The sequence below is a fragment of the Pseudomonas sp. FW215-R2 genome, from assembly GCF_058789255.1.
The window spans coordinates 55,500-80,819 of sequence record NZ_JBYTBO010000010.1; the positions used below are offsets into that span (position 1 = coordinate 55,500).

Here is a 25,320-nt window from a genome sequence, read left to right on the forward strand (position 1 = left end):
GCTGAACGTTGCTCACCGGATAACGGCGACTGTATTGGTCGCCGTTATATCCAACAAGTCAGATTATCCGATCATTCGAATCGAAATTTTCGATAGCTAATAGGGCCTCTTCTGACGACACACTAACCATAAAAATCGCAAGACACCGAGATTAAAAGGGCTTTAAGGCAAAGATTCACGCGCTCATCAGATTTGTCCGCCACGAATTACCCTGCTAACATCTGCGACAATTACAGTCGGAGATAGCTATGTCGCTTTACAGTGCGGGCATCGAGTACGGCATCCATTGCCTGGCGTTTCTGGTGGGCAGCGGCGGTGACAGTCGCGAAGCGAGCGTGCGCGACCTGGCGGACTTGCAAGGGGTGCCGCTGGATTACCTGGCGAAGATCTTCACCAAACTGGCCAAGGGCAAACTGGTGGTGGCGACCGGCGGCGTACGCGGCGGCTTTACGCTGGCGCGCCCGGCGGATGAGATCACCCTGCTCGATATCGTCAACGCCATCGACGGCCCGAAGAACATTTTCGAATGCCGCGACATCCGTGGGCGCTGCGCGCTGTTCGACGGCTCGCCCCCGGAATGGGCCTTGGACGGAACGTGCTCGATTCATGGGGCGATGATGGTTGCGCAAAAGCGCATGGAAGAGGCCCTCGCCCAGCAGACCATTCTCGATATCGCCAGAAAGGTCGGGCGCAAGGCACCGGCAGAGTTCAACAGCCAGGTGGAAAACTGGATGCAGGATCGTCGTGACAAGAAGACCGGCGGCTCGGGCATCCCGCTCGCCGACATCACCGACTGAGCCATTCCGGCAGACAGGCGAAAAAAAAGCAGAAACCGGTCACACGGTTTCTGCTTTTTTCATTTCAGCCGTTCTGCCCTCAGAGGCAATCACGCACCGATTTGCGCAACGAGCCAGACTTGGCCCACGGCGGCCCCTGGTACAGCGACACGCGGCTGCCGTCCTTGTATTTGACGATATCGAGAATCTCGTCGGCGGTGACGATACTCGGCGCCTTGATCCTGTAACCGTTGGAAATCGCGACCTGCGAGGTCTTGGGAATGTCCTGCTGCCACAGCGGCAACACACATGCGGCGTAGTCCTTGGGAGCCTTGCCACTGACCTTGCTGAAGTTCGGTTCGCCCGGCACCAGTGATGCCGGCAGTGAACAACCGGCCAACGCTGCCATCAGCAGGCCCCCGATCAACATCCGCATATTGAATCCTTCATTTTAAAAAAGGCGAATTTACCTTTTAACTGTTCGAACATCCATCGTGGCGCAATGCTTTGACCCCGAAAACCGGGTTCTGCGGCGCCGCAGCAGACTATTACTCCGACCAACGGCGACTTGTTCACGCCCGTTCAGCTCACTGACCAGAACCACTTGCCCTGCTCCCGGAAAATGCGGCTACTATTTTCTACCGAGAATGTTCCGGAGGTGATCATGCGGCTCAATGAATACGAACACGAACTTCAACGTGACCTGCAAAGCGTGGCGTCGGACCTGAGATGGTCGGCCGTCGACCTCAAGCGCATTGCCGAGCAGTTGCGCAAATCCGGCAACGAAGCGGATGCGCAAACCGTGCTCAGGTCCTGCGAGGTGCTGCAAAGCGATGAAGAACGTTTGCAACTCTATGCCAGGGAAGTGAAGGCCCGCGCCATCAGCCGAACGAAAGTCCACTGACACCCCACAACAAAAAGCCCCGGACAATCCGGGGCTTTTTCATTGCAGGCCTTCAGCCTGTCTTGCGGCCGTGCGTGCGGCTCTTGTAACCCGGAAGTGCAGCGGCATACGCCAGTGCCTCCTCCCGGCTGGCGAAAGACGCCAGTCGATCACCCTGCGTGCAGACCCGCCACGGGCCGTTGTTCACACTGAGTACGTCGTAGCCGTTCATGTGCATTCTGTTCAGTATCGCCATGCTCATAGGCACCTCCTGTCGACTATCGATAGTCCAACTGCACGTTTTTACCTTACACCGGGTACAACGCCGTGTGCCGACCAGACGTCGCCCCATGTCGGCGTCAAGTGTCTGGCACTTTTGCGCCTTTCGACCACTCAGACATTACGAGCGCGTCTAAACCACGGCACGGCTTGAATATTGCATTTTCATGACCGATTTATGACAACCGGCAATCGGGTAACAAATGAAAGTACGTGCAACCATCATCTGCGAGCAGGATCGACATATTCTCCTGGTGCGCAAACCCCGATGCCGCTGGAATTTGCCGGGGGGCAAGGTCGAGCCCGGGGAGACCAGGGCCGACGCCGCGACGCGAGAACTTGAGGAAGAAACCGGCCTGCTCGCCGATGGCATGCTGTATCTGATGGAGCTGGAGGCTGGCAGCACGCGCCACCACGTCTACGAGGCGTCGGTGCTGAATATTGATGAAGTTCGGCCACAGAACGAGATCATCGATTGCATCTGGCACCCGCTGGACACGGTGCAGAACCTGAGTATCAGTGAGGCGACCCTGCAAATCGTCCGCGCCTTTCAGCGGCGGCTCTGAATCAACCGGCGAACGCCCGGCGTCCGGCACTCATTTCAGTGCGCAACTCACCGATGAAGTTGGAGATGTCACGAATGGTGACCAGATGCTCCGGTGACACGCCGTTGAGCAGCAAATCGACACGCCCGCTGTCCGGTTCGTAAACCTTGATCTGCAACAAGCCCTGCCCCGTTTCCGTGCAATCACAGTAAAGGGGCGAAAAGCCGGATTCGACGATGCGGCAAATGTCGGCAATGGCAAGCATGGGCGGACGCCTCGCAGGCGATGGATCGGTCGATCGATTGAGCATAGATGAGCTTTTTCGACCTTGCGCGAGCGTCCGGCCGCAGAAAGTGCCAACCGCTTCACATCTTTGCGCGATGCCGATCAGTTGGCGTCGCGGCCCCAGATCCAGTTCCAGATCCCTGGCAGACGCACCGGATCCGAGCTTTTCTGAACCGTTCGCGCCAGCGCTGCTTTCTCCAGTTGCGCGTGATCGTCGTAGAACGGTTTATCGGCCAGGCGCACGCCGGTGGCCGCTGCGCTGTCGAGCAGAATCTGCAGATACTCGCGGGCATGCCGCGCTGTGTAGCGGTTGAGGTCATGGAACGTCACCACCACCGGGATCACCCCGTCCACCGTCGGCAGCTCGCCGAGGGCAATCCGCTCACGCACTTCCGACAGCTGACGCAGCATGTTGGCGCGGCGTCTGGGGCTGCCATTGAAGCCCCAGATCTTGCCGTCGTTGGCGCTCAGATCCGTAAGCAATACATGCAGGCCGTGTAACTGATAGGCCGCAAACGTACGCTTGTCGTAATTCCAGAATGGCGGGCGCAACAGTACCGGTGGCGCGCCGGTGATCGCGGCGATGTCCGCCGTGCCGTTGGTCAGTGACGTTTCGAGTTCCTGTGGATCGAGCGATCGGTGGTTGGTGTGCCAGTGGGTGGCGGTGTGAAAACCCAGAATGTGCCCTTCATCGTGTTCGCGATGCATGATCCGCCGGCCGATCTCGCTGTTGCCGGCCCTCGGCGCACGGGTCTGGACGAAAAACACGGCTTTGATGTTGGGCTGCAACGGGTTGTCTTTCAGGCTGTCGAGCACGGTTTCGGTGGGGTTGTAGAAACTCGAAGCACTGGGGCCGTCATCAAAGGTCAGCAGAAACCTGACCGGTGCCTGCGCATCCAGCCGTGATCGGGTTTGCGCGGTCATTTCGATGGGAGCAGCAATGCAACCGGCCAGCCCGGTGATGAGGGTCACAGCGCAGAAAAGCTTGAACCAGTGTTTCATGTTTTGCCTTGAGCCCGACCGTCGCGGTCACGTTGTCGATTGGCAAAACTCCCTCGCCGCTACTGCCTCCCTGCGGCCCACCGAAATGGGCCGAGGTTGGATAAAGATAACAGGGTTTGGTTCCGGCGCTCGCTCAGCGCGCCAGTGCCTGCTGGAACGAAGTATCGATGATGCCTGCCGTGGCCAGGGGAGCTGGCAGCGCCTTGACCTTGAACAGGAAATCCGCGGTGCCTTGCAGGTCTGCAGCGGCTTGCTGATCCACCGGACCGACGGTCATGTGCGCCTGGCGCAACCAGTGCCGCGACACTTCTTGATCGAGATTGGCCTTCTTCGCCCACAGGTCCGCGTATTCGTCGGTGTGGCTGTCGACCCAGGCCCGGGCCAGCTTCAGGCGTCCGAGAAAATCGGCGATCGCCTCGCGCTTGCTGTCGATGGATGGCGCGGAAGCCGCGATGGCGCTCAAGCCTGGCATCAGGTTTTTCGCGGTCAGAATCGGTCGCGCACCGGAAAACACGATCTGCTGGGAAATGTACGGTTCCCACACCGGAAAGGCATCGATGCTGCCCTGAGGCAACGCGGCGGCGGCATCGATCGGCATCAGTTTGACGAAGTCGACGTAGTTCTCCGGCAGGCCGCCCTGCTCCAGCGCTCGCAGGGTCAACTGCTGGCTCCAGGCACCCGGCCAGTAGGCGACTTTCTTGCCTTTCAGATCCTCGATGGATTTCACCGGCGAATCCTTGGGCACCAGCAGCGCGATGGTGTCCGGGTTCTGCCGCGACACGCCGATCAGTTTCACCGGCGCCTGTTTCGCGGCGAGGAACAGAAAACCCGAGTCGCCGAGAAAGCCCAGGTCCAGCGAGCCGGTCTGCAACGCTTCAGCCAGCGGGGCGGCAGCCTGGAAGTGTTTCCAGTCGACGGTGTAAGGCGCGTCCTTCAAGACGCCGGACGCTTCTACCGAGGCGCGGATGTTGTAGTAATTCTGGTCACCAACGTGCAGGACCACAGGTTCGGCCGCGTAGGCCAGAGGCGATGCAATCATGGCGCTGGTCAACGCAGCACGTAGGAAACGGGAGAGCTTCATGGCGAGTCCTGCAAAGGGGATTTTTATAGACCATAACGCTCTTACAAATCGGATTTGAAATTCGATTAGCGCATAAGCTCAGCACTGTCGATGAGCGCTGTTTGTCTGGCAACAGTGGCGCGGCACAGTGTTTTCCCTGCAACAGTTCAAAACACACAAACCCTCTCAGAATCCCATAAACACGGGCTTCAGAGCATATGGCACAGAGCCTGCAATATTCCATTCATGCAGGAAGCATTCGATAAAAATATCTTTTTGGACATAAGAATCTGTTGCCTTGCCGGAGCGTGCCCATGAAATCCCTATTACCGTTTTCCCGAGTCAAATCGCTGCTCGCGGCCTGCGCAGTAGCCCTGAGTCTGCAACCTCTCGTCCACGCCGCCGAAGCGCCACCTGTCGAAGTGCATCTGGACTACGCCTATTACTCGCCGGTCAGCCTGGCGCTCAAGCACTTGGGTTATCTGGAAAAAGCCCTGCCCCAGAGCAAAGTCAGTTGGGTGCTGAGCCAGGGCAGCAACCGTTCGCTGGAATACCTCAACAGCGGTGGCGTGGACTTCGCTTCGTCAGCCAGCCTCGCGGCGGTGCTGAGCCGCGCCAACGGCAGCCCGATCAAATCGGTGTACGTTTACAGCCGCGCGGAGTGGACGGCGCTGGTGGTGCGCAAGGATTCGCCGTACCAGACCGTCGCCGACCTCAAGGGCAAGAAAATCGCCGCCACCAAAGGCACCGACCCGTACTTGTTCACCCTGCGCAGCCTGCAACAGGCCGGGCTGAAGAAGGACGACGTCGAACTGGTGCACCTGCAACACCCGGACGGCCGAACCGCTTTGGAGAAAGGCGACGTCGACGCCTGGGCCGGCCTCGATCCGCACATGGCCGCCAGTCAGGTACAGGCCGGTTCACGCCTGCTGTACCGCAATCGCGACTTCAACAGCTACGGCGTGGTCAGCGTCACCGAGCAATACGCCAAGGAACACCCGCAAACCATCGAAACGGTGATCAAGGCCTACGAACAGGCTCGCGAGTGGTCGGTGAAAAACCCGGACGAACTGGCCCGACTGCTCGCCAGCGAATCCGGCCTGCCGCTGGATGTGGCCAAGCTGCAATTGTCGCGCACCGACCTGAGCAGCCCGCAACTGACCGCCAAGGACGTGCTGGCTTCGAAAGCCGCCGCGCCGATTCTGGTCTCCGAAGAACTGGTGCGTCGTGGGGTGAATGTCGATCAGGTGATCGATCAACTGATCGACACCGGTTTCCAGCAAGTGGCCGCCGCCCAGTAACCGATCAGGCTCACAACGAATCCGCGCCCGTCGCGGATTTGTCGTGAGCGGAGAACCGTCCATGAGCAATGACCTGCCCGCCCGCCTGGCCGCGCCGCTGCCGCGCCGACAAACCCTGCCGTTGAATCCGCTTTGGCGGCGGCGCCTCAAAGGGCTGGCCCTGCCGCTGTTGATCGTGATCGCCCTGGAGATCATCGTGCGCGTCGGCTGGCTGCCGTCCTATCAGATGCCTGCGCCGAGCGAAGTCGCCCTGACCCTGACTGATCTGGCCGAAGGCGCCTTGTGGAAACACATCGGTGCCAGCCTGATTCGCGTGCTGATCGGGTTTGCCATCGGCGCAAGTCTGGCGCTGGTGTTTGCCGCGTGGGTTGGTCTGAGCCGTGAGGCCGAGGCGTACCTTGAGCCGACCTTCGCCGCCCTGCGTTCAATTCCCAGTCTGGCCTGGGTGCCGCTGTTGCTGCTGTGGCTGGGCATCGACGAGACCTCGAAAATCGTCCTGATCGCCATCGGTGCGTTCTTTCCGGTGTACGTCAACGTGGTCGCGGCGATCCGCAACATCGACCGCAAACTGGTGGAAGTCGGCCATATCTATGGTTTCAGTCGCCTGCAACTGGTGCGCCGGATTCTGCTGCCCGCCGCCCTGCCCGGCCTGTTCACCGGGCTGCGCAGTGGCATGAGCCTGGCGTGGATGTTTCTGGTGGCGGCCGAACTGATCGCAGCGACCAAGGGCCTCGGTTACCTGTTAAGCGACGGTCGTGAAACCTCGCGCCCGGACATCGTGCTGGCGGCGATCATCGTTTTGGCGCTGCTGGGCAAACTCAGCGATGGCCTGCTCGCCGCGCTCGAGCGCCGTTGGCTGGCCTGGCGCGACACCTTCACCGGTCAGGGCAGCAAGGACTGATCCGCACAACTAAGCTGAACCTTCAGGCAGTGTTCGCCGGAGGCTCGGCCGATGTGCGGAAGACTTTCGCAGTACCGCGGCATCCACGATTTCGTTGCGGTGCTGAGCATTCCCGATGCGTTGATCAATCACGTCGGCGACGCACCGTTGGCGCACTACAACGCGGCGCCCACCACTGCGCTGGCCATTCTTCATCAACACGAACAACGCTTGTACGCCGATAACCTGCGCTGGGGCTGGCGCCCACACTGGGCCAGGGATCGCGCTGCGCCGATCAATGCGCGGGTCGAAAAAGTCGTCCACGGCCCGTTCTTTCGGGCGATCTGGCGTCACCGCCTGATCGTGCCGGTCGACAACTGGTTCGAGTGGGTCGACGGGCCGGACAAGAGCCGCCAACCCTGGCTGATCCATCGGGTCGATCATCAACCGGTTTTCTGCGCCGCCATCGGCCAGTTTCCGGCACCCGATGCGCAATCGAGGGAAGACGACGGTTTCGTGATCATCACCGCCGACAGCGAAGGCGGCCTGCTCGATCTGCATGATCGCCGGCCCATCGTGTTGTCTGCCGAGGGGGCGCGGGAATGGCTCGATCCCGCCACGCCCGTGGAGCGCGCCGAGCAAATGCTGCTGTTCGAAGGGTTGGGCAGCGAGGCCTTCGAATGGCACAAAGTCGGCAAAGCTGTCGGCAACTCACGCAATCAGGGCGCGGAATTGATTGAAGTGGTGGCCTAAATATTGTCCGGGGTGACACGTCTATCAAATAGTCGGAAGGTGCGAATCAGATTGATGCCACAGTGCAAGTGAAAACCGTTCGTTACAGTCAGTGTTTCAATCTCGAAACAATCATTGAATCAATCGTTTGATTAAAACCAACCGCCTGTCTGACATTTCAATCGTCATACATACATTTAGTAACACTACAGATAGCATGCGCGCCGCATTTCCTATTGGCATACCAGTTGACCAAAGAGTCAACAAACCGGGAATACCCTACAAACTTACAAGCCTTGCAGAGAACTAAGTTGCGCGACGATTTTGCAATCAAACAGGCCAACGGCCTGGAGTGTATTTATCTGTCCATGACAGAACGCTTTCAACTCGACTGTTTTATCGCCCACTACATAAAGACTCGAAACCTGCGTGACGTACCCGAGATCGACCGCATTCTGCGCACCACTCTCCAACACTATCCCTGCCACCCGCCGGTGATGGTCAACGAGCTGAATGCCTGGATCGACAAGACCTTGGGCTATCGGGCTTCACACCCCGATTTCACACAGCTGGACGATCTTTGATGAAACGAAAAAGCCCCGCAATCGCGGGGCTTTTTCGTAGTAGCGCTCAAGGTTTGAGCGGGCGTTCCTGGTCGCGATCGGACAACTCGCGGCTGTCGTCATGTTTCCAGGTCTGCTCCTTGTGTTTCTCCCGCTCGATCTCTTCTTCGCTCGGCTCTTCATCTTCTTCGGGACGTTTCTGCTCGGTTGCCATGTTCACCTCGCTGCCATAAGTCGTCAGTCATCCTTATAGCGTAGAACAGATTCAGACAGGCAACTTACAACCACCAGCGCAACAGAAAGAAGAACGCCATACTCAATAGCATGCTAAGCAACGTATTACGCGTGTAGATCACTAGTCCGATGGCGACTAAAGAACTCAGCAAATAGGGATTATCCCACTGCAGATTCAGCTGTTTATCCGGCATGAACACGATCGGCCCGCAAATCGCGGTCAACATCCCCGGTACGGCGAAACCCAGAAATTGCCGTGCGTTACTGCTCAAACGCACCGGCAAGCGCGGTTCGAGAAATACATAGCGGTTGAGGAATACCAGAATCCCCATGCCGAAAATCACTGCCCAGACGATCATGTGCGCTCCCGATATAGCTTGTTGCAGATAAACCCTGCGGTCATTCCCGCCAGTCCCGACAGCACCAGCGCCGAACCCCACTGCCAATAACTGAACAGCACCGAGCAGAACAGCGACACCGCCACGCAAACCACGGTCGGCACGTTGCGCACCACCGGGGTGATCAGGGCGATGAAGGTCGCGGCAATCGAGAAGTCCAGCCCCAGATGCTCAAGCCCCGGAATGCTGCTGCCGAGCACGATGCCGGCCAGGGTGAAGAGGTTCCAGGCCATATAGAACGTCAGGCCGACGCCGAGGGCATACCAGCGATTGAACTGCTGACGGTCGTGCTGACTGGTCAGGGCAAACAGTTCATCGGTGAGCAAAAAGCCCAGGCCAATGCGCCAGCGACCCGGCAACGGCGAAATCACATGACGCATGCTCATGCCGTAAAGCAAATGCTGCGACGTCAGCAGCAGCGTGGTCAGCAATATCGAGAAAATCCCGGCACCGCCCTTGAGCATGCCGATCGCCACCAGTTGCGCAGCGCCAGCGAACACGATGCTCGACAGGCCCTGCCCTTGCAGCGGCGTGAGGTTGGCTTCGATCGCCATGGAGCCGGCCAGCAGCCCCCACGGCGCGGTCGCCAGGGATAACGGCATGATCGCCGCGGCTCCGCGAAGAAAGGCACTGCGCGGCATTAATGAGTCAGACATAACGCTCTTCAACCGTGAGACAAGACCCCGGACTCTGCCAGTAAACGCCTTTTCATGGCTTGAACAATCTTGCGCAGTTGCCAGAAATCTCTCAGCCGCGAGCCGCCGACCGGCGTACCATTGCAGCCACTCACATCTTCGTCAGGGAGACGACATGCTGTATCGAATTGCCGCCGACGGGCTGGTGCTGTTTCACCTATCGTTCATTCTGTTCGTGCTGTTTGGCGGGCTGTTGGTGCTCAAATGGCACCGAGTGGCGTGGCTGCATCTGCCGGCCGCAACTTGGGGCGTGATGGTCGAGGTGTTGCACCTGACCTGCCCGCTGACCTACTGGGAAAACCTGATGCGCCACGCCGCCGGGCAGACCGAGTATGCCGGCGGTTTCATCGAGCATTACGTCTGGCCGATCATCTACCCGGCGGGGCTGACCCCGCAGATTCAACTAGCGCTGGGCAGCGTGGTGCTGGCGATCAACCTGCTGGTATACGGGCGTCTGATCCGTCAGTGGAAACTGCGTCGCGCCGCCCGCATTCCGTTTTAACGCGACTTCAAGGCTTCCAGCCAGGCCGGATCGAGGCGCGTCTGATCGGTGTCCAGACCGAGCGCCTCCATCCGAGCCTTGTGCGCCTCGACTTCCCGATGCAATTGCGCATAATCGCTGGAGTTGCCGTCCAATTCGTGCATTTGGGTCAGGCCAAGATGATAGAAACGCAGTACTTTCATTGCCGTCGGATCCCCCTTCTCGACCGCCGCCGTCACCTGATGCATGACGTTGGTCACGCTCATCAGGCTGCGCTTGAGCCGCCAGCCGTACACCGCCGGGGCCATCCAGGTCTGATGCCAGAAACGCCCGCGCAACAACGCCGCCGTCAACAGAAATGCGCCGAACACCCCGCCGACATTGAACCGCAGATTATCCCCGCCCGGCTCGCCGAACAGCGCCACCGCCACGGTCGAAAACGCCATCGCCAGTAACAGGAACAGCAGCGCGATGATCAGCGTGCTGCGCCGGGTCTGCTGGCGATAAGTGATGGCATCGATCGGTTGAATCTCGAACATCGTGACAGGCTTCCATGGCTTGAAATAAAAAGAGGCCGGCGCATTATCGCCTCTGAGGCGGATTTAGCTATGCTGGAGCTCCTTTTCATCTTTTCAGCGTCCAACGGGGACATGGCGATACCACGCAGATCGTGCCATCTTCATTCATGGATACACACTATTCGGATGCCATTGGCCAGGCCGGCAATGACATCGTTTTAAGGATCACTGCATGACCCAACGACACGTAATCAATGCCTCGGTCAGCCCAAAAGGCAGCCTGGAAACCCTTTCCCAACGTGAAGTTCAGCAACTGAGCCAGGCCGGAACCGGCAGTACCTACACCCTCTTCCGCCAGTGCGCCCTGGCAATCCTCAATACTGGCGCCCATGTCGACAACGCAAAAACCATTCTGGAAGCCTACAAAGACTTCGAAATCCGCATCCACCAGCAGGATCGCGGCGTGCGCCTGGAACTGCTGAACGCCCCGGCCGACGCCTTCGTCGACGGCGAAATGATCGCCAGCACCCGGGAAATGCTGTTCAGTGCCCTGCGCGACATCGTCTACACCGAGAACGAACTCGATGCCCTGAGCATCGACCTGAGCACCTCACAGGGCATCAGCGACTACGTCTTCCACCTGCTGCGCAACGCGCGCACCCTGCGTCCGGGCGTCGAGCCGAAGATCGTCGTGTGCTGGGGCGGCCACTCGATCAACACCGAAGAATACAAATACACCAAGAAAGTCGGCCACGAACTGGGCCTGCGCAGCCTCGATATCTGCACCGGCTGCGGCCCCGGCGTGATGAAAGGCCCGATGAAAGGTGCGACCATCGCCCATGCCAAACAACGCATCCACGGTGGCCGCTATCTGGGCCTGACCGAACCGGGCATCATCGCCGCCGAGGCGCCGAACCCGATCGTCAATGAGCTGGTGATCCTGCCGGACATCGAAAAGCGCCTCGAAGCCTTCGTCCGCGTCGGCCACGGCATCATCATCTTCCCGGGCGGCGCCGGCACCGCCGAAGAGTTCCTGTACCTGCTGGGCATCCTGATGCACCCGGACAACGCCGGCCTGCCGTTCCCGGTGATCCTGACCGGGCCGAAACATGCCGCGCCGTACCTGGAGCAACTGGACGCTTTCGTCACCGCCACCCTCGGCGAAGCGGCGAAACAGCACTACGAAATCATCATCGACGACCCGGCCGAAGTGGCGCGCCAGATGACCGCGGGCCTCAAAGCCGTGAAGCAGTTCCGCCGCGAACGCAACGACGCGTTCCACTTCAACTGGCTGCTGAAGATCGACGAAGGCTTCCAGCGTCCGTTCGACCCGACCCACGAAAACATGGCCAACCTCAAGCTGCACCGCGACCAGCCTCCGCATGAACTGGCAGCCAACCTGCGCCGCGCGTTCTCCGGGATCGTCGCCGGCAACGTCAAGGACAAGGGCATTCGCCTGATCGAGGAACACGGCCCGTATCAGATCCGTGGCGACGCCGCGATCATGCAGCCGCTGGACCTGCTGCTCAAAGCCTTCGTCGCCCAGCACCGGATGAAACTGCCGGGCGGCGCGGCGTACGTGCCGTGCTATCGCGTGGTTTCCTGACCGCAATCGATGCAGTTTGACCATGAGGGAGTGAGCTCGCTCCCTCATGGCTCATCGACACTACCGATCCGCCCTGCTCTCTGACACAAAAGCCCCGCTGATTCCCCACGACAGCCGTCATGTGGGCGTACTAAGCTGGGCGATTGATTTGTTCAGGGACGATCCATGAAACGTTTTGCCGCCTGCCTGCTGTCTTTTCTGGCCCTGACGGCCAATGCGGCAGATCTGCAACTGCTCACCGACAATCATCCTCCGCTGCATTTCCTTCAGGGCGATCAACTGGTGGGCTTCGGCGTGGATGTGGTGCAGGCCCTGGCCGCGCAGACCGGCGATCGCATTCACTTGCAGCAAGTGCCGCTGCTGCGCGCCCTGCGCATGGCCAGCGATACCCCGGACACCGGCGTATTTACTGTCCTGCGCACCGACGCACGCGACGACAGCTACCAATGGGTCGGGCCGTTGATCGAAGTCGAAACCGCGCTGTATGCCCACGACAATTTTCACCCACCGGTACGCAGCCTGCGTGAAGCCGATCACCTGGGCCGGATCACCGTGCCACGCAAATGGCTGGTCTACAGCTATTTGCAGGAACAGGACCTGACCAACCTTTACGGCGTGGAAACCCCGGAACAGATGATGCGTCTGTTCAGTCTCGGGCGGACCGACTTTGTGGTGTCCGACACCTTGTCCAGCGCCGCCCTCGCCCGCGAGCAGGGCATGGAACCGGGGCGTTTGCAGTACCAGTTGCCGTTGATGAAGCAGGACACCTACATCGCGTTCTCCCGACAGACCGACCCCAAACAGGTCGCACGCTGGCAACAGGCACTGGATACGCTGCGCGCCGACGGCCGCCTGGAGAAAATGCGCCAGCGCTGGCTGAGCAACACCCTGCCGCGCTGATCACGCATCAACGCCTTTGATAACAACTATCTGAAAAGGTGTTTTTTCTTCTGGCGCCCGTGGCCATAAAGTGGCGGTCATCTTCTTCCCACTTTCTGGTGCACCCATGAAAGACTTCATTGCCCTCGGGTTCATCGTCGCGCTGATCGGCGCCACCTCAGCGATTGCCAACGCCCACGGCAACGGGCACGTCGTAGCCATGACCAGTGTCGGTCAGTCCGGCACATTGAACGTTGACACCGTCGGCCTTGGCAGCGAAGCCACGGGCAGCCTGGAGCAGACGCTCTACGTTGCGCAGAACGCCTCCGAGTACGGTTACGACTATTGAGCCACCAGCCGCGCCGCCAACGCCTTGGCCTGTGACGCGACATCGGTCACTGCGGTACTTTCCCACCACATCCCTCTGAGTGGCGGGCCCATCGCGAACAGTCTTTGTGACACTTTCCCCTGAGCATCCAGCACCGCGCCGTCCACCGCCGCCGCAATCCCCAGCGCCAATGGCCCCGGTTGCACCAGCCCACGGGCCAGCAACTGCTGAGGCAAGGGCCGGTCGACCCGGCGCCAGTCATACTCGATACCACTGGAATTGATCAGCGCCGCGCCTTGCACCACGCGCGTTTCACTCTCGCCCCGACGACGGACGCGAATGCCGACACCTCCGCCCGACACCGGCTCAAGACCTTTATAGGACGCGGCGTGAATACGCAGGCGCCCTTCGCGGTGCAGACGCTCGACCAGCTCCGCACTCAGCGGCGGCGAACGATGGTGATGGCTCTCCCACCACGGCCGCACATGCCGCACGAATTGCCGGCGCTGCGCATCGCTCGCCTGGCTCCACAGCCGACCGATATGCGCGCGCACCGTATCCAGCGGCGCCTGCCAGTCGATGCCTTGGGCGATGGCGACCTGGCAATGCCGGCGCAATTCGCGCAGCAACTGGCGTGGCGTGCGGAGGCTGTGATCCTCGGCGAGAAAGTCCGCCCACGCCGGCGGCTGTCGACGCACATGGGGCAACAGCCCGTGCCGGGAAAACACTTCGATCGGCCCGCGATGCCCGGCCTGCTCCAGCGAGACCACGGCATCGACCATGGTCAGGCCGGAGCCGATGATCAACACCGTGGATTGCGGATCGAGCTGGCGCATGGCGCCCACATCCCACGGGTCGAGCGCGGCGGCATTGAGGCCGCTGGACTGCTTTTGCGGCGTACGGGCGGCGGGGAACATGCCGGTGGCGAGCACCGCAAAAGCGCCTTGCAGTCGCTGGCCGTCGCTCAAGGTGAGCTGCACCGAATCAACTGAAGCCTGCACATCAATCACCTCTGCGCGCACATGCTCGACCGTCGAACCATGTTGCGCGCCCACCTGCTGCGCTTCGGCCAGACGCTGCTGCACATAGACGCCGAACAGGCCCCGGGGCGGAAACAGCTCGCTGACCGGTACATGTTGCTGATCGGATTCAGGCCAGCCGCCGCCGGCAATGTGATCGGTCAGCCACTGGGTCAAGTCATCGGCATTGTCCGGGTCGACGCTCATCCGTGCGGCGTTGCCGTTGAGTGTGTGGCCCAGCTCCACCGCACTGTACGCTTCGCCCCGGCCCAGTTCGGCCCGGGGTTCGATCACCAGAATCCGCCGCCGGCCCGGCAGACGCAGCAATTGCACCGCCAGCATCGCGCCGCTGAGGCCACCGCCGACAATCAGGATGTCGGCGTGACGGATGGCGGTCGTATCGGTTTGAGTCATGCCATTCTCGCTGCTGAGGGTTTGCTCAAGTCAGTGTCGTGCAGACGCTGCGAGCGAGTCTAGACAGACGCGACCTTTTTCTCCTGCCGATGCAACTCGCCCAGGTTTCGATAACCGCTGCCCGGATGGACCTGCGGCAATTTCGGCCCCTCGCCAAACAGCTTCTCGCGCAAGGTCCCCGGCGTGTATTCGGTCTTGTAAACACCGCGTTTCTGCAACTCCGGCACCAGCAATTCCACGGCGTCGATGAAGGTTTCGTGGGTCAGCGCGTAGGCCAGATTGAAGCCGTCGACATCGGTTTCGTCGACCCATTCCTGCAACAGGTCCGCCACCGTTTCCGGGCTGCCGACGAACAACGGGCCGAAACCGCCGATGCCGACCCAGTCGGCCAGTTCGTTGGGGGTCCAGACCTTGTTCGGATCCGCCGTGGAAAACGCCTCGACCGCCGACTGAATCGCGTTGGTGTGCACATGCTTGAGCGGTTCGTCCGGTTTGAAGCGGCTGAAGTCGATGCCGGTCCAGCCCGAAATCAGCGCCATCGCGCCCTCGTAGCTGACCCAGGATTTGTACTCCTCGAACTTGGCTTTGGCCTTGGCATCGGTTTCGCCGAGGATCACCGTTTGCAGGTTGAAGATCAGGATCTTCGACGGATCGCGCCCTGCCTCCGCAGCGCGGCGGCGAATGTCGGCCACGGTTTTCTTGAGCAGCACTTTCGACGGCGCAGCGACGAAAACGCACTCGGCATGCTCGGCAGCAAACTGCTTGCCCCGGCTGGAAGCGCCCGCCTGATAGAGAACAGGCGTGCGCTGCGGCGACGGTTCGCAGAGGTGAATGCCCGGCACCTGGAAGTGTTTACCGTGGTGGCGGATCTCGTGGATTTTGCTCGGGTCACTGAAAATCCGCCGTTCGCGATCCCGCAGAATCGCGCCCTCTTCCCAACTGCCTTCCCAGAGTTTGTAGCAGACCTCCAGGTATTCTTCGGCGAAGTCGTAGCGCGCATCGTGTTCAGTCTGGGCTTGCTGACCGATGTTCTTCGCACCGCTCTCCAGATAGGACGTGACGATGTTCCAGCCGGCGCGGCCCTTGGTCAGGTGATCGAGGGTCGAGAGGCGTCGGGCGAACGGATACGGATGTTCGAAGGACAACGAAGCTGTCAGGCCGAACCCCAGGTGTTCGGTCACCAGCGCCATCGGCGGGATCAGTTGCAACGGGTCATTGACCGGCACTTGCGCCGCCTGCCGGATGGCCGCTTCGCCATTGCCGTTGTACACGTCGTAGATGCCCAGCACGTCGGCGATGAACAAGCCGTCGAACTTGCCGCGTTCGAGGATTTTCGCCAGATCGGTCCAGTACTCTAGATCCTTGTACTGCCAGGAGCGATCACGAGGGTGCGCCCACAGGCCCGGCGACTGGTGGCCGACGCAGTTCATGTCGAAGGCGTTGAGGCGGATTTCACGGGGCATCAGACGGCACTCCCGATTTTCAGGAGGCATTTGGTGGTGTGATTTGAGATGGTCATGTGAGGCGACTCCGTGGTTTCCGGATGAGGATCCAGAACCCTTAGCAGGAGTCATGCCTGAATATATTTTCTTTATTTATCAATAGATTGATAGAACAACTTAAAGCAGTCTGCACGCAGAATAGAGCAAACTGTTTATCCGCTGTCGGCCCTGCAACAGTCAGATCACCACATTACGCACGAACCGCGCCGCGACTTCCCCGTCATTGCGATAGGTGTGCGGCTGGTTGCTGGCGAACATGAAAAACTCGCCGGCGGCGATGTGCTGCGGCTGGTCGCCGAGCATCAGGGTCAGGCAGCCTTCAAAGACGAAAATCTGCTCGCTCCAGCCCTCGGCGTCCGGTTGCGAGGGATAGACCTCACCCGGTTGCAGGCACCATTCCCACTGTTCTACCGCGCGAGTGGCGTTGGCCTTGGACAGTAAAACGGCTTTGCTGCCGGGAATGCTGCCGGCCCAGGCGAGTTCGTTGATACGGCCCGGATCGCGGTTGTCCGGGGCCTGGATCAGATCGCTGAACGCCACTTCGAGGGCTTCGGCGACACGATCGAGGGTGGTCAGGCTGACGTTTTTTTCGCCGGCCTCGATCGCGACCAGCATGCGCCGGCTGACCCCGGACTTTTCCGCCAAGGCCGTCTGGCTCATGTCGGCGGCGTGGCGCAGGCGTCGGACGTTCTGGCTGACGTGTTGCAGGACCGAAGCCCGCTGTACAGAATCTTTGTGCACTATATTGCTCACTGGCTGGGGTTGGGCAGTATACTGCGCAACATTTGGCGCATTGTGCGTCGCCTCTTCAAAAGTGCGCAAGGTCATGACGTCAGCCAACTCCCCCCAAACTCCCCTGCGGTTTTCCCGGTTCAGCAAAGCCGAATGCGTGCTGGTGCTGATCACCATGCTTTGGGGTGGCACTTTTTTGCTGGTGCAGCACGCGATGACCGTCAGCGGGCCGATGTTTTTCGTTGGCCTGCGCTTTGCCGCAGCGGCGAGCATCGTCGCGCTGTTTTCGTGGAAACACCTGCGTGAGCTGACCTTGTTCGAACTCAAGGCCGGCGCGTTCATCGGCGTGGCGATCATGCTCGGCTATGGCTTGCAGACCGTTGGCTTGCAGACCATCCCCAGCAGTCAATCGGCGTTCATCACCGCGTTGTACGTGCCGTTTGTGCCGCTGCTGCAATGGTTGGTACTCGGTCGTCGTCCCGGTTTGATGCCGAGCATCGGGATCATGCTGGCGTTTACCGGGTTGATGCTGCTGTCGGGGCCGTCCGGCGCATCGTTGAATTTCAGTCCCGGTGAAATCGCCACACTGATCAGCGCCATCGCCATAGCGGCGGAGATCATCCTGATCAGCACTTATGCGGGCCAGGTCGATGTGCGCCGGGTAACGGTGGTGCAACTGGCGGTGACCTCGGCACTGGCGTTTTTGATGGTGGTGCCGACCGGTGAAGCGCTTCCGGACTTCTCGTGGTTACTGCTGAGCACCGCCCTGGGATTAGGTGCGATGAGCGCAGCGATTCAGGTGGCGATGAACTGGGCGCAGAAAAGCGTTTCGCCGACTCGTGCGACCCTGATCTACGCGGGTGAGCCGGTCTGGGCAGGGATCGCCGGTCGGATTGCCGGTGAACGTCTGCCGGCGATTGCATTGGTGGGCGCCGGGTTGATTGTGGCGGCGGTGATCGTCAGTGAGTTGAAGACCAAGGGCAAAACCACGTCGGACCTCGAAGAAGAGCTGAGCCGCGAAACCGAGCACTGATCGAACCCACGCTAAAGCGTGGGTTCGCGCATTTCCCCTCCCTGAAACAATGTGAACCAAACAATTTCCGGCTACTTTGTAGGATTCAGAGACATCCTCGCGTTTGGCGATCCGGGAGCTGGCACGTATGATGCTTCACAAACTTCCGCAGATTAGAAGCCTATGTCCCTGATAGTTCTACTGCTTCTGCCTTTTGTGGGCAGCTGTCTGGCAGCCGTGCTGCCGCACAACGCACGTAACGCCGAATCCCTGTTGGCAGGTCTGGTCGCTTTGATCGGTACTGTCCAGGTCGCCTTGCTGTTCCCGCAAATCGCCCATGGCGGCGTGATCCGTGAAGAGTTCATGTGGCTGCCCAGCCTGGGCCTGAACTTCGTCCTGCGCATGGACGGCTTCGCCTGGCTGTTCTCGATGCTGGTGCTGGGCATCGGCACCCTCGTTTCCTTGTATGCCCGTTATTACATGTCGCCGGATGACCCGGTGCCGCGTTTCTTCGCGTTCTTTCTGGCGTTCATGGGCGCCATGCTCGGGCTGGTGATCTCGGGCAACCTGATCCAGATCGTGTTTTTCTGGGAGCTGACCAGCCTCTTTTCGTTCCTGTTGATCGGTTACTGGCACCACCGCCACGACGCCCGGCGCGGCGCCTATATGGCGCTGATGGTTACCGGTGCCGGCGGATTGTGCCTGCTGGCGGGGGTCATGATCCTCGGCCATGTGGTCGGCAGCTATGACCTGGACAAGGTCCTGGCCGCCGGCGATCAGATTCGCGCACATGCCCTCTACCCTATCCTGCTTCCCCTCATTCTTATCGGCGCCCTCAGCAAAAGCGCCCAGTTCCCCTTCCACTTCTGGCTGCCCCACGCGATGGCGGCGCCGACACCGGTTTCGGCCTATCTGCACTCGGCGACCATGGTCAAGGCCGGGGTCTTCTTGCTCGCGCGGTTATGGCCGTCGCTGTCCGGCAGCGAAGAATGGTTCTACATCGTCAGCGGTGCCGGCGCCGCCACGCTGTTGCTCGGCGCGTACTGCGCGATGTTCCAGAACGACCTCAAGGGGCTGCTGGCCTACTCGACCATCAGCCACCTCGGCCTGATCACTTTGCTGCTGGGCCTGAACAGTCCGCTGGCAGCGGTCGCGGCGGTGTTCCACATTCTCAACCACGCGACCTTCAAGGCTTCGCTGTTCATGGCTGCCGGGATCATCGACCACGAAAGTGGCACCCGCGACATCCGCAAGCTCAACGGCCTGTTCAAACTGATTCCGTTCACCGCCACCCTGGCGATGGTCGCCAGTGCGTCCATGGCCGGCGTGCCGTTGCTCAACGGTTTCCTGTCGAAAGAAATGTTCTTCGCCGAAACCGTGTTCATCAATGCCACGGCGTGGGTTGAAGCCGCGCTGCCCATCGTGGCGACCATCGCCGGTACGTTCAGCGTTGCGTACTCGCTGCGCTTTACCGTCGACGTGTTCTTCGGCCCGACCGCCACCGATCTGCCGCACACACCGCACGAGCCGCCACGCTGGATGCGTGCACCGGTTGAGTTGCTGGTATTCACCTGTTTGCTGGTAGGGATTTTCCCGGCTCAAGTGGTCGGCCCGTTGCTGGCCGCCGCGGCGTTGCCGGTGGTCGGTGGCGTGCTGCCGGAATACAGTCTGGCGATCTGGCACGGTCTCAATGCACCGATGATCATGAGCCTGATCGCCATGTCCGGCGGCATCGTGGTCTACCTGTTGTTGCGTAATCAGCTCAAGCGTGGCCGCTTCAAGTTCCCGCCGCTGGTGGGCCGTTTCAACGGCAAGCGTCTGTTCGAGCGCAGCCTGGTGGCGATGATGCGCCTGGCCCGACGTCTGGAGCGGCGAATCGGCACCAAACGCCTGCAAACGCAGTTGTTCCTGATGGTATTGGCGGCAGTGCTCGCCGGGCTGATCCCGATGCTGCACAGCAGCCTGAGCTGGGGTGACCGGCCGAAGATCCCCGGCTCCATCGTGTTCGTGACCCTGTGGCTGCTGGCAATCGCCTGCGCCCTCGGCGCCGCGTGGCAGGCCAAGTATCACCGTCTCGCCGCCCTGACCATGGTCAGCGTCTGCGGCCTGATGACTTGCGTGACCTTCGTCTGGTTCTCGGCACCGGATCTGGCCCTGACACAACTGGTGGTCGAAGTGGTGACCACGGTGCTGATCCTGCTGGGCCTGCGCTGGCTGCCACGACGGATCGAAGAGGTTTCGCCGCTGCCGAGCAGCCTGCGCAAGGCCCGTGTGCGGCGTCTGCGCGACTTGCTGCTGTCGATTGCCGTCGGCGGCGGCATGGCGCTGCTGTCCTACGCGATGCTGACCCGGCAGACCCCGAACGACATTTCCTCGTTCTACCTGAGCCGTGCCCTGCCTGAAGGTGGCGGCAGCAACGTGGTCAATGTGATGCTGGTGGACTTCCGTGGTTTCGACACCCTCGGTGAAATCACCGTACTGGTGGCCGTGGCGCTGACCGTATTCGCCCTGCTGCGACGCTTCCGCCCACCGAAAGAAAGCCTGCAACTGCCAGCCCAGCAACGCCTGCTGGCGCCGGACGTGGTCACCGATCTGGTCAACCCGCGTTCGGCCAGCGACACCGCACTCGGTTTCATGATGGTGCCGGCGGTGCTGGTTCGCCTGTTGCTGCCGATTGCATTGGTGGTGTCGTTCTACCTGTTCCTGCGCGGCCACAACCAACCGGGCGGCGGGTTCGTCGCCGGCCTGGTGATGTCGGTGGCGTTCATCCTGCAATACATGGTCGCCGGCACCCAGTGGGTCGAGGCGCAAATGAGCCTGCGACCGCTGCGCTGGATGGGCACCGGGTTGCTGTTCGCCACGGTCACCGGTCTTGGCGCGATGCTGGCGGGTTATCCGTTCCTCACCACACACACCTGGCATTTCAGCGTGCCGGTGCTGGGTGACATCCATATCGCCAGCGCGCTGTTCTTCGACATCGGCGTGTATGCGGTGGTGGTCGGTTCGACGTTGTTGATCCTTACCGCCCTCGCCCACCAATCGGTCCGGGGTCATAAAACCGCTGCCATCAAAGGAGCCGTCTGATGGAAGAAGTCATCGCAATCGCCATCGGAGTGCTCGCCGCCTCCGGCGTCTGGCTGATCCTGCGCCCGCGGACGTTCCAGGTGGTCATGGGCCTGTGCCTGCTGTCCTACGGCGTCAACCTGTTCATCTTCAGCATGGGTAGCCTGTTCATCGGCAAGGAACCCAACATCAAGGACGGCGTACCGCAGGATCTGCTCAATTACACCGACCCGCTGCCTCAGGCGCTGGTGTTGACGGCCATCGTCATCAGCTTCGCCATGACCGCGCTGTTCCTGGTGGTGCTGCTCGCTTCACGGGGCCTGACCGGCACCGACCATGTGGACGGTCGGGAGCCCAAGGAATGACGGCGATGACTCACCTGATCGCTGCGCCGATTCTGCTGCCGCTGCTGACCGCCGCCATCATGTTGATGCTCGGCGAGAAACACCGGCCGCTGAAGGCCAAGATCAACCTGTTCTCCAGCCTGCTGGGCCTGGGCATTTCCGTGCTGTTGCTGCAATGGACCCAGACCACCGGCGTACCCGGCTCCATCGGCGTCTACCTGCCGGGCAACTGGCAAGTGCCGTTCGGCATCGTGCTGGTGGTCGATCGGCTGTCGGCCTTGATGCTGGTGCTGACCGGCATCATCGGCGTCAGCGCCCTGCTGTTCGCCATGGCGCGCTGGGATGGCGCAGGCTCAAGCTTCCACGCGCTGTTCCAGATTCAGTTGATGGGCCTGTACGGCGCGTTCCTGACGGCTGACCTGTTCAACCTGTTCGTGTTCTTCGAAGTGCTGCTCGCGGCCTCCTACGGTTTGCTGCTCCACGGCTCGGGCCGGGCACGGGTGTCGTCGGGGCTGCATTACATTTCGATCAACCTGCTGGCTTCGTCGCTGTTTCTGATTGGCGCGGCGCTGATCTACGGCGTCACCGGCACGCTGAACATGGCCGACCTCGCAATGAAGATTCCGCTGGTGCCGGAGGCCGATCGTGGCTTGCTGCATGCCGGCGCGGCGATTCTGGCGGTGGCGTTCCTGGCCAAGGCCGGGATGTGGCCGCTGAACTTCTGGCTGGTGCCGGCCTATTCCTCGGCCAGTGCGCCGGTGGCGGCGATGTTCGCGATCATGACCAAGGTCGGCGTCTATACCTTGCTGCGCCTGTGGACGCTGCTGTTCTCCGGGCAGGCCGGCGCCTCGGCCTACTTCGGCGGCGACTGGCTGATCTACGGCGGCATGGCGACCATGCTCTGCGCGGGCGTGGCGATCATCGCCGCGCAACGCCTGGAGCGCATGGCCAGCCTGAGCATTCTGGTATCGGCGGGGATTCTCCTGTCGGCGGTGGGTTTCGCCCAGCCGAACCTGATCGGCGCGGCGCTGTTCTATCTGGTCAGCTCGACTCTGGCACTCAGCGCACTGTTCCTGCTGGCGGAACTGATCGAACGTTCGCGCACCGCCATCGAAATACCGCTCGAAGACGAAAACGAGTTGCTGCCGCGTCCACAGGAATGGCAACGACCGGTCAAGGGCATCAACCTCGACGACGATCAGCAAGCCGTCGTCGGCCAGGTGATTCCGTGGACCATGGCCTTCCTCGGCTTGAGTTTCATTGCGTGTGCGCTGTTGATCATCGGCATGCCGCCGCTGTCGGGGTTCATTGGCAAGCTGAGCCTGATCGGCGCATTGCTCAACCCGTTGGGGCTCGGCACTGGCGAACCGATCTCAACTGCTGCCTGGACGTTGCTGGCATTGCTGATCCTCACCGGCCTCGGCTCGTTGATGGCTTTCTCGCGATTGGGTATCCAGCGTTTCTGGTCGCCGGAAGAGCGCCCGTCGCCGGTGCTGCGCAAACTCGAATGCGTTCCGATTTTCCTGCTGCTCGGCCTGAGCATCGCCCTGACCTTCAAGGCTGAGCCGCTGCTGCGTTACACCCAGGCCGCCGCAGACGCGTTGAACAACCCGCAGCAATACGTGATGGCGGTGCTTGGTACCCGCGCCGTGCCAAGCCCGGAAGCCAAGGCTGCGCTGCTGGAGGTGCAACCATGAAGCGTCTGTTTCCTGCTCCGTGGCTGTCGCTTGCGCTGTGGCTGCTGTGGCTGGTGCTGAACCTGTCGATCAGCCCCGGCAACCTGCTGCTGGGGGCGGCGCTGGGTTTCTGCGCGCCGCTGATGATGCGCAAACTGCGCCCGCAACAGACCCACATCCGCCGGCCCGGTGCAATTCTGCGCCTGTTCCTGCTGGTCGGCCGTGACGTAATCATCTCCAATCTCGCAGTGGCGTGGGGCGTACTTAATGCTGGTCGCCGGCCGCCCCGCTCACGCTTCATCAAGGTCCCACTGGACCTGCGCGATGCCAACGGTCTGGCGGCGCTGTCGATGATCTGTACGGTAGTGCCCGGCACGGTGTGGTCGGAGCTGGCGCTGGATCGCAGCATTCTGTTGCTGCACGTCTGGGACCTGGATGACGAGGCGCAATTCATCCAGCACTTCAAGGTCACTTACGAGCGGCCGTTGATGGAGATTTTCGAATGAGCCCGCTGCTGTCGAATGCCATTCTGCTGACGCTGTTCCTGTTCTCGCTGGCGATGGTGCTGACGCTGATTCGCCTGTTCAAAGGGCCGTCGGCACAGGACCGGGTACTGGCGCTGGACTACCTGTACATCGTCGCCATGTTGATGATGCTGACGCTGGGGATTCGTTATTCCAGCGACACCTATTTCGAAGCGGCGCTGCTGATCGCGCTGTTCGGTTTCGTCGGCTCGTTTGCCCTGGCGAAATTCCTGTTGCGTGGCGAGGTGATCGAATGAACGCTGAATTGTCTCTGTGGGTGGAAATCCCGGTGGCGATCCTGCTGGTGCTCAGCGGCGTGTTTGCCCTGATCGGCGCAGCCGGGCTGTTGCGGATGAAGGATTACTTCCAGCGCATGCACCCGCCGGCGCTGGCCTCGACCCTCGGCGCGTGGTGCGTGGCACTGGCGTCGATCATCTGCTTTTCCGCGCTCAAGTCCGGGCCGGTGCTGCACGCGTGGCTGATCCCGATCTTGCTGTCGATCACCGTGCCGGTGACCACCCTGCTGCTGGCGCGTGCGGCGTTGTTCCGCAAACGCATGGCCGGGGACGATGTGCCGGCCGAGGTGAGCAGCCGACGCACCGAGAGCGGCAGCTAGATCCAGGCAACAGCCAACAGCCCGGCTCCCAGAATCAGACACAACGGTGAGTAAATCCAAGTGTCGAGCCGGGCAAACCGCGAACCCTTCACTTCCTTGAAAAAGCCCACCAGTTCCGAATCACCGATCGCCCTTGCAAACATCAGCAGCGCAATCGCGCTGATCACCCACTGCAACGCCCAGTGATGCACCGGCGAAAACCACCAGCCCACCCTCATGCACACCAGTGCGGCAATCAGTAGCAGGGCTGCCGCCACCGCCAACGTGATCCAGCCTGACGGCTTGAACGCCGGCCTGAGCGTCAGTCCGCCGTTATCCACCGGAACCTGCGGCACCACCGCCACAGCCGCCCACTCTCCACCCATCGCCCAATACACATGCATCAGGCTGATCGCCGCAAATATCGTCACCAGCCATTGAGCCAACACAAAGGTCATGGTCGAGAATCCTTTCAAGGGACTTGAACAAAACATCCTAGTCGGCATTTTTACATGTGCACGACCGGTCAGCGGTGCGGTAAAGTGCCGCCCCATGAAATTCACCCGTACCGATCGCTCACTGCTGGCCTGGATGCTCTATTGCTGCGTCCTGTTCAACGTGTTCGCCTGCAGCATCGGTCACGGACAAATGGTCGGGATGCAGCTCAACGGAATCGGTGGCCAGTTCTGCGCCGTCGACCCGAGCACCCAGGCGCCACTTGCGTCCAATCCTTCCGAAGAAAAACTGCCGACTCTGGCCAAAGCCTTTGGCTGTCCGCTGTGCTCCACCGGCGGCATGGGCCCGGCGTTCAACTCCAGCCTGACCCTGGCGATCCTGCCGGAACAACACAGCCCGCCGCTGCCGATCATTGTCAGCGCCGACCTCCCTGCCCGCTTCACCTGGCCTTCGGCCAACCCCCGCGCCCCGCCGCTCGCCTGAGTGTCTTTGCCTTTTTGATTTGTCAGCCCACTGCGCCAACGCGCGGCGTTCGCCT

Annotated in this window: 32 protein-coding genes; 19 read left to right on the forward strand and 13 right to left on the reverse strand. The window is 60.9% G+C overall.

The window, feature by feature from the left end:
- Positions 1–248: 248 nt before the first annotated feature.
- Positions 249–797, forward strand: a complete 549-nt coding sequence (locus AC3WRD_RS15455; protein ID WP_102620916.1) for an RrF2 family transcriptional regulator — start codon at positions 249–251, stop codon at positions 795–797.
- 79 nt (positions 798–876) lie between these two features.
- Here AC3WRD_RS15455 and AC3WRD_RS15460 read toward each other — a convergent pair whose 3' ends face one another.
- Positions 877–1,212, reverse strand: coding sequence for a hypothetical protein (locus AC3WRD_RS15460; protein ID WP_096820120.1), 336 nt, complete (start codon positions 1,210–1,212; stop codon positions 877–879).
- Positions 1,213–1,440: 228 nt separating this feature from the next.
- On the opposite strand from AC3WRD_RS15460, the gene AC3WRD_RS15465 reads away from it, so the two are divergent.
- Entirely contained in the window at positions 1,441–1,680 is a 240-nt protein-coding gene (locus tag AC3WRD_RS15465) for a hypothetical protein (protein ID WP_065259780.1), read from the forward strand.
- Positions 1,681–1,732: 52 nt separating this feature from the next.
- Here the strand turns inward: AC3WRD_RS15465 and AC3WRD_RS15470 are convergent, their stop codons facing one another.
- Positions 1,733–1,921: a DUF2188 domain-containing protein gene (locus AC3WRD_RS15470; protein WP_096820121.1), complete on the reverse strand. Its 189-nt coding sequence runs from the start codon at positions 1,919–1,921 to the stop codon at positions 1,733–1,735.
- 220 nt (positions 1,922–2,141) lie between these two features.
- On the opposite strand from AC3WRD_RS15470, the gene AC3WRD_RS15475 reads away from it, so the two are divergent.
- A complete protein-coding gene (locus AC3WRD_RS15475; RefSeq protein WP_102620915.1) occupies positions 2,142–2,504 on the forward strand; it encodes an NUDIX hydrolase in 363 nt (120 codons plus the stop codon).
- A 1-nt stretch (position 2,505) separates the two neighbouring features.
- Here the strand turns inward: AC3WRD_RS15475 and AC3WRD_RS15480 are convergent, their stop codons facing one another.
- The 3 genes from AC3WRD_RS15480 to AC3WRD_RS15490 all read right to left on the reverse strand — a co-directional run bounded on the left by AC3WRD_RS15480 (position 2,506) and on the right by AC3WRD_RS15490 (position 4,851).
- On the reverse strand, positions 2,506–2,748 hold the full coding sequence (locus tag AC3WRD_RS15480) for a DUF1652 domain-containing protein (protein ID WP_096820123.1): 243 nt from the start codon (positions 2,746–2,748) through the stop codon (positions 2,506–2,508).
- Between the two features lie 122 nt (positions 2,749–2,870).
- Positions 2,871–3,770: a polysaccharide deacetylase family protein gene (locus tag AC3WRD_RS15485; RefSeq protein ID WP_102620914.1), complete on the reverse strand. Its 900-nt coding sequence runs from the start codon at positions 3,768–3,770 to the stop codon at positions 2,871–2,873.
- Positions 3,771–3,903: 133 nt separating this feature from the next.
- Complete coding sequence (locus tag AC3WRD_RS15490) at positions 3,904–4,851, reverse strand: ABC transporter substrate-binding protein (RefSeq protein ID WP_102620913.1); 948 nt, start codon at positions 4,849–4,851, stop codon at positions 3,904–3,906.
- A 293-nt stretch (positions 4,852–5,144) separates the two neighbouring features.
- On the opposite strand from AC3WRD_RS15490, the gene AC3WRD_RS15495 reads away from it, so the two are divergent.
- The 4 genes from AC3WRD_RS15495 (at position 5,145) to AC3WRD_RS15510 (ending at position 8,327) form a co-directional block, all read left to right on the forward strand.
- Positions 5,145–6,131, forward strand: a complete 987-nt coding sequence (locus tag AC3WRD_RS15495; RefSeq protein WP_102620912.1) for an aliphatic sulfonate ABC transporter substrate-binding protein — start codon at positions 5,145–5,147, stop codon at positions 6,129–6,131.
- A gap of 61 nt (positions 6,132–6,192) precedes the next feature.
- Positions 6,193–7,032: an ABC transporter permease gene (locus tag AC3WRD_RS15500; protein ID WP_102620911.1), complete on the forward strand. Its 840-nt coding sequence runs from the start codon at positions 6,193–6,195 to the stop codon at positions 7,030–7,032.
- A gap of 51 nt (positions 7,033–7,083) precedes the next feature.
- On the forward strand, positions 7,084–7,764 hold the full coding sequence (locus AC3WRD_RS15505; RefSeq protein WP_102620910.1) for an SOS response-associated peptidase family protein: 681 nt from the start codon (positions 7,084–7,086) through the stop codon (positions 7,762–7,764).
- A gap of 290 nt (positions 7,765–8,054) precedes the next feature.
- Complete coding sequence (locus AC3WRD_RS15510) at positions 8,055–8,327, forward strand: hypothetical protein (RefSeq protein WP_096820129.1); 273 nt, start codon at positions 8,055–8,057, stop codon at positions 8,325–8,327.
- A 46-nt stretch (positions 8,328–8,373) separates the two neighbouring features.
- Here the strand turns inward: AC3WRD_RS15510 and AC3WRD_RS15515 are convergent, their stop codons facing one another.
- The 3 genes from AC3WRD_RS15515 to AC3WRD_RS15525 form a co-directional block, all read right to left on the reverse strand.
- On the reverse strand, positions 8,374–8,520 hold the full coding sequence (locus AC3WRD_RS15515; RefSeq protein WP_169430743.1) for a hypothetical protein: 147 nt from the start codon (positions 8,518–8,520) through the stop codon (positions 8,374–8,376).
- 64 nt (positions 8,521–8,584) lie between these two features.
- Positions 8,585–8,896, reverse strand: coding sequence for an AzlD domain-containing protein (locus AC3WRD_RS15520; RefSeq protein WP_164872179.1), 312 nt, complete (start codon positions 8,894–8,896; stop codon positions 8,585–8,587).
- Entirely contained in the window at positions 8,896–9,594 is a 699-nt protein-coding gene (locus AC3WRD_RS15525) for an AzlC family ABC transporter permease (protein WP_102620909.1), read from the reverse strand. Before AC3WRD_RS15525 ends, AC3WRD_RS15520 begins: the two co-directional genes overlap by 1 nt.
- Positions 9,595–9,748: 154 nt before the next feature.
- Between AC3WRD_RS15525 and AC3WRD_RS15530 the strand changes: the two genes are divergently transcribed.
- A complete protein-coding gene (locus AC3WRD_RS15530) occupies positions 9,749–10,135 on the forward strand; it encodes a DUF2784 domain-containing protein (protein ID WP_096820132.1) in 387 nt (128 codons plus the stop codon).
- On the opposite strand, the gene AC3WRD_RS15535 is transcribed toward AC3WRD_RS15530, so the two are convergent.
- On the reverse strand, positions 10,132–10,653 hold the full coding sequence (locus tag AC3WRD_RS15535) for a DUF3087 family protein (RefSeq protein ID WP_102620908.1): 522 nt from the start codon (positions 10,651–10,653) through the stop codon (positions 10,132–10,134). The two genes, AC3WRD_RS15530 and AC3WRD_RS15535, sit on opposite strands and share 4 nt — an antisense overlap.
- A gap of 211 nt (positions 10,654–10,864) precedes the next feature.
- Here AC3WRD_RS15535 and ppnN point away from each other — a divergent pair, with 211 nt between their 5' ends.
- The 3 genes from ppnN to AC3WRD_RS15550 all read left to right on the forward strand — a co-directional run bounded on the left by ppnN (position 10,865) and on the right by AC3WRD_RS15550 (position 13,466).
- Positions 10,865–12,238: a nucleotide 5'-monophosphate nucleosidase PpnN gene (gene ppnN, locus AC3WRD_RS15540; protein ID WP_064597381.1), complete on the forward strand. Its 1,374-nt coding sequence runs from the start codon at positions 10,865–10,867 to the stop codon at positions 12,236–12,238.
- 165 nt (positions 12,239–12,403) lie between these two features.
- Positions 12,404–13,138, forward strand: coding sequence for a substrate-binding periplasmic protein (locus AC3WRD_RS15545; protein WP_096820137.1), 735 nt, complete (start codon positions 12,404–12,406; stop codon positions 13,136–13,138).
- Between the two features lie 106 nt (positions 13,139–13,244).
- Positions 13,245–13,466: a hypothetical protein gene (locus tag AC3WRD_RS15550; protein ID WP_096820138.1), complete on the forward strand. Its 222-nt coding sequence runs from the start codon at positions 13,245–13,247 to the stop codon at positions 13,464–13,466.
- On the opposite strand, the gene AC3WRD_RS15555 is transcribed toward AC3WRD_RS15550, so the two are convergent.
- The 3 genes from AC3WRD_RS15555 to AC3WRD_RS15565 form a co-directional block, all read right to left on the reverse strand.
- On the reverse strand, positions 13,460–14,878 hold the full coding sequence (locus AC3WRD_RS15555) for an FAD/NAD(P)-binding protein (protein WP_102620907.1): 1,419 nt from the start codon (positions 14,876–14,878) through the stop codon (positions 13,460–13,462). The two genes, AC3WRD_RS15550 and AC3WRD_RS15555, sit on opposite strands and share 7 nt — an antisense overlap.
- A gap of 59 nt (positions 14,879–14,937) precedes the next feature.
- Positions 14,938–16,341, reverse strand: coding sequence for an LLM class flavin-dependent oxidoreductase (locus AC3WRD_RS15560; RefSeq protein ID WP_102620906.1), 1,404 nt, complete (start codon positions 16,339–16,341; stop codon positions 14,938–14,940).
- Between the two features lie 216 nt (positions 16,342–16,557).
- Positions 16,558–17,121, reverse strand: a complete 564-nt coding sequence (locus AC3WRD_RS15565; protein WP_096820141.1) for a helix-turn-helix domain-containing protein — start codon at positions 17,119–17,121, stop codon at positions 16,558–16,560.
- 85 nt (positions 17,122–17,206) lie between these two features.
- On the opposite strand from AC3WRD_RS15565, the gene AC3WRD_RS15570 reads away from it, so the two are divergent.
- The 7 genes from AC3WRD_RS15570 (at position 17,207) to AC3WRD_RS15600 (ending at position 24,347) form a co-directional block, all read left to right on the forward strand.
- A complete protein-coding gene (locus tag AC3WRD_RS15570; RefSeq protein WP_102620905.1) occupies positions 17,207–18,145 on the forward strand; it encodes a DMT family transporter in 939 nt (312 codons plus the stop codon).
- A 162-nt stretch (positions 18,146–18,307) separates the two neighbouring features.
- Positions 18,308–21,208, forward strand: a complete 2,901-nt coding sequence (locus AC3WRD_RS15575; protein ID WP_102620904.1) for a monovalent cation/H+ antiporter subunit A — start codon at positions 18,308–18,310, stop codon at positions 21,206–21,208.
- Positions 21,208–21,552: a Na+/H+ antiporter subunit C gene (locus AC3WRD_RS15580; RefSeq protein WP_096820144.1), complete on the forward strand. Its 345-nt coding sequence runs from the start codon at positions 21,208–21,210 to the stop codon at positions 21,550–21,552. Before AC3WRD_RS15575 ends, AC3WRD_RS15580 begins: the two co-directional genes overlap by 1 nt.
- Positions 21,549–23,228: a monovalent cation/H+ antiporter subunit D gene (locus AC3WRD_RS15585; RefSeq protein ID WP_102620903.1), complete on the forward strand. Its 1,680-nt coding sequence runs from the start codon at positions 21,549–21,551 to the stop codon at positions 23,226–23,228. The genes AC3WRD_RS15580 and AC3WRD_RS15585 overlap by 4 nt, the downstream gene beginning before the upstream one ends.
- Positions 23,225–23,713, forward strand: coding sequence for a Na+/H+ antiporter subunit E (locus AC3WRD_RS15590; RefSeq protein ID WP_102620902.1), 489 nt, complete (start codon positions 23,225–23,227; stop codon positions 23,711–23,713). Before AC3WRD_RS15585 ends, AC3WRD_RS15590 begins: the two co-directional genes overlap by 4 nt.
- A complete protein-coding gene (locus AC3WRD_RS15595; protein WP_003225959.1) occupies positions 23,710–23,988 on the forward strand; it encodes a K+/H+ antiporter subunit F in 279 nt (92 codons plus the stop codon). Before AC3WRD_RS15590 ends, AC3WRD_RS15595 begins: the two co-directional genes overlap by 4 nt.
- On the forward strand, positions 23,985–24,347 hold the full coding sequence (locus AC3WRD_RS15600; protein ID WP_096820147.1) for a Na+/H+ antiporter subunit G: 363 nt from the start codon (positions 23,985–23,987) through the stop codon (positions 24,345–24,347). Before AC3WRD_RS15595 ends, AC3WRD_RS15600 begins: the two co-directional genes overlap by 4 nt.
- Here AC3WRD_RS15600 and AC3WRD_RS15605 read toward each other — a convergent pair.
- On the reverse strand, positions 24,344–24,784 hold the full coding sequence (locus tag AC3WRD_RS15605; RefSeq protein WP_102620901.1) for a DUF3995 domain-containing protein: 441 nt from the start codon (positions 24,782–24,784) through the stop codon (positions 24,344–24,346). The genes AC3WRD_RS15600 and AC3WRD_RS15605 overlap by 4 nt on opposite strands.
- Before the next feature lie 94 nt (positions 24,785–24,878).
- On the opposite strand from AC3WRD_RS15605, the gene AC3WRD_RS15610 reads away from it, so the two are divergent.
- Positions 24,879–25,265, forward strand: a complete 387-nt coding sequence (locus tag AC3WRD_RS15610) for a DUF2946 domain-containing protein (protein ID WP_102620900.1) — start codon at positions 24,879–24,881, stop codon at positions 25,263–25,265.
- Positions 25,266–25,320 lie beyond the last annotated feature (55 nt).